Genomic DNA, 2654 nt, shown 5'->3' with positions numbered 1-2654 from the left:
AGGCGCTGGACGAGCTCTGCTTCATGCTCGGCCCGGTGCTGGCCGTCCTGCTCTGCCGGGCGTTCACCCCTCTGCGAGCCGTACTCGCGCATCGACCACTGGTTGTCGACCACGTGGTACAGGTACACCTCGCGGGGGCGGCCGTCCTTGGTGCCCTTGACCCAGGTGCCGGCGCAGGTCTTGCCGTGCATCCGCTCGCCGAGGTCGGCGGGGTTGGGCAGGACGGCGGCGACCACGTCGCGGGGGGAGACCTTCGCCGGGCCGAGGTCGCTGCCCACGGCGACCGGCGCGGTGCTGTCCAGGCCGAGCGCGTGCAGCGTCTTCAGCTTGTCGATGAAGTCGTCGCCGAGGCCGTACTTGAAGGTGACCCGCCTGGCGTCGACCCAGCGCGGCACCAGCAGCACCTCCTCGTGCTCGACGTTGACGCACTCCACCGGGCCGATGCCCTCCGGGAAGTCGAACACCTCGGGCTCGCTGAACGGCGCGGTGGTGAACCAGCCGCGGTCGGCCTCGTACACCACCGGCGGGTTGAGGCACTCCTCGATGGTCGTCCAGATGCTGAAGGACGGGGCGAAGTCGTAGCCCTCGACGGTGAGGTTGGCGCCGTCGCGGATGCCGATCTCCTCGATCTCGTCGAAGAGCTCGTCCGCGGCGTGGCGGGCGAAGACGTCGGAGAGCCCGGGCTCCACGCCCATGCCGACCAGGGCCAGCCGGCCGGCCTTCTCCCACTGCTCGGCGCGTTCGAACTGGGCGTCGCCGAGCTTGACCCCGCACAGCTCGTACGGCCGCTCGGGGTGCGGGTGCGACAGCGACATCGCCATGTCGACGTAGTGGGCGCCCGCCGCGAGGGCCGCTTCGAACAGCGGCATCACGAAGCGCGGGTCGGTGGCGTTCAGCAGGACGTCGCAGTCGTGCTCGGCCAGCAGCGCCCGGACGGCGGCCCCGTCGGAGGCGTCCACCTGCCGGGCGCTGAACCTGCCGGCGGCCTCGCCGAGCGCGGCGACCGCGGCCTCGGCCCGGGCGGGGTCGTAGTCGGCGACGACCATGTGGTCGAAGAACGGGCGGCGGGCCGCGATCCGGGTGACGGCCGTGCCCACGCCGCCGGCTCCCACAAGCAGTACTCGCATGGCAGAACTCTTCCTTCCCTGGCGGGTTCCCGCCTGTCGGAAGGAAACTCCGGCCGGCCGTGCAAGGTCAATGGCGTTGGCATAAGCTCGGCGGCGCAGCCGTCCGAGGGGAGCAGTGCCGTGCCGAAGCAGGTCGTGCCCGAGTCGCAGCGCCGCAGGCGGCGCCCGACCAAGCAGGGCGCCCTCCTGTCGGAGGAACTCATCGTGCGGACCGCCCTGCGGATGCTGCACGAGCACGGCGGCAGCGGCCTCACCGCCCGCCGCCTGGGCCTCGCCCTCGGCTGCGACCCGAGCGCCCTCTACCGCTACTTCCGCGGCATGGACGCCCTGACCCTCGCCATCGGCGACGAACTGATCGGCCGCGCCCTGGCCGGCTGGCGGGTCGGCGGCCGCTGGCGGGACGACCTGCGCGCACTCGGCCTGCGCATCCACCGGTCCTACCTCGACCACCCGCAGGCCGCCGCACTCACCGCCAGCCGGGTCACCGGCCGGGACCGCGAGATCGCCGCCGACGAGACGATCCTCGGCATCCTGCGCACCGCAGGCTTCCCCGACCCGGTGGCCGTCCGCGTCTACCACGCCTTCATCGACCAGGCCCTCGCCTTCGCCGCCCTGGACGCCGCCTCGCTCGCCCTCCCCGCCGAGGCCCGCACGGCCGACGAACGCATGTGGGAGTCCACCTACGCCCGCCTCCCCGCCGACACCCACCCCCACATCGCCGCCACCGCCGACCTCCTCGCCGCCCGCATGACCGACAGCGCCTACCCGGTCGCCCTGGACATGCTCCTCGACAGCGCCGAACGCCAACTCGGCGAAAGCATCTGACGGAGTGCCAGGATGGTGGGCATGCACTCGGTACACGTCGCCCACACCGCCGATCTGGACGCCGGAACCCTGGCGGCCGCCCGCGGACTGCTCGACGAGGTGTTCGCGCCGGACATGACGGACGAGGACTGGGAGCACTGCCTCGGCGGGCTGCACACGCTGGTGCGGGACGGCGCGGAACTCGTCGGCCACGCCGCGATCGTCCAGCGACGGCTGCTGCACGGCGGGCGGGCGCTGCGGACGGGTTACATCGAGGGCGTGGCCGTCCGCGCGGACCGGCAGCGGGACGGCATCGGCTCCGCGATGCTGGCCGAGCTCGTCCGGATCGCCCGCGGCGCCTACGACCTGGCGGCCCTCGGCAGCACCGACAGCGCCGTCCCGTTCTACACCGCCCACGGCTGGCAGCCCTGGCGGGGCCGTACCTACGCCCTCACCCCGGACGGCATCCGGCGCACCGCCGAGGAGGACGACGGCATCTACGTCCTGCCGCTCGCCGTGCCGGTCGACGTCACGGGTGAACTGGTCGCCGACTGGCGCGAGGGCGACGTCTGGTGACGCACCGCCACGCCTCGGCCGTCACCGGTCCCCCGCATGCGGGGGGGGGGTGTGTACCGCAGCGGCGTGGGGTTCCCGCCGTCCGGCCGGGGCGCCGGCTGCTGCACGGTCGTCTACGACGCGGACGGCTGCCCGGCAGGGCTGTGC

The 2654-nt window shown here is 73.4% G+C and carries 3 protein-coding genes; 2 read left to right on the top strand and 1 reads right to left on the bottom strand.

From position 1 onward, the window contains the following. On the bottom strand, positions 1–1127 hold a 1127-nt coding region (locus ABZ641_RS32305), incomplete at its 3' end, for a saccharopine dehydrogenase NADP-binding domain-containing protein (protein ID WP_359987605.1). A gap of 120 nt (positions 1128–1247) precedes the next feature. On the opposite strand from ABZ641_RS32305, the gene ABZ641_RS32300 reads away from it, so the two are divergent. Both ABZ641_RS32300 and ABZ641_RS32295 read left to right on the top strand, forming a co-directional pair. After that, the gene (locus ABZ641_RS32300) at positions 1248–1952 is read left to right on the top strand and encodes a helix-turn-helix domain-containing protein (RefSeq protein WP_359987602.1); all 705 of its coding nucleotides are present in this window, start codon (positions 1248–1250) and stop codon (positions 1950–1952) included. 21 nt (positions 1953–1973) lie between these two features. Further along, positions 1974–2507 (top strand): GNAT family N-acetyltransferase, encoded by a 534-nt coding sequence (locus ABZ641_RS32295; RefSeq protein WP_359987600.1) that lies wholly within the window; start codon positions 1974–1976, stop codon positions 2505–2507. Positions 2508–2654 lie beyond the last annotated feature (147 nt).

It is taken from the genome of Kitasatospora sp. NPDC007106, from assembly GCF_040634455.1.
Lineage (GTDB): Bacteria > Actinomycetota > Actinomycetes > Streptomycetales > Streptomycetaceae > Kitasatospora > Kitasatospora arboriphila.
Note: the sequence above shows the minus strand (reverse complement) of the source record. Positions and strands in the feature narration are given on the sequence as shown.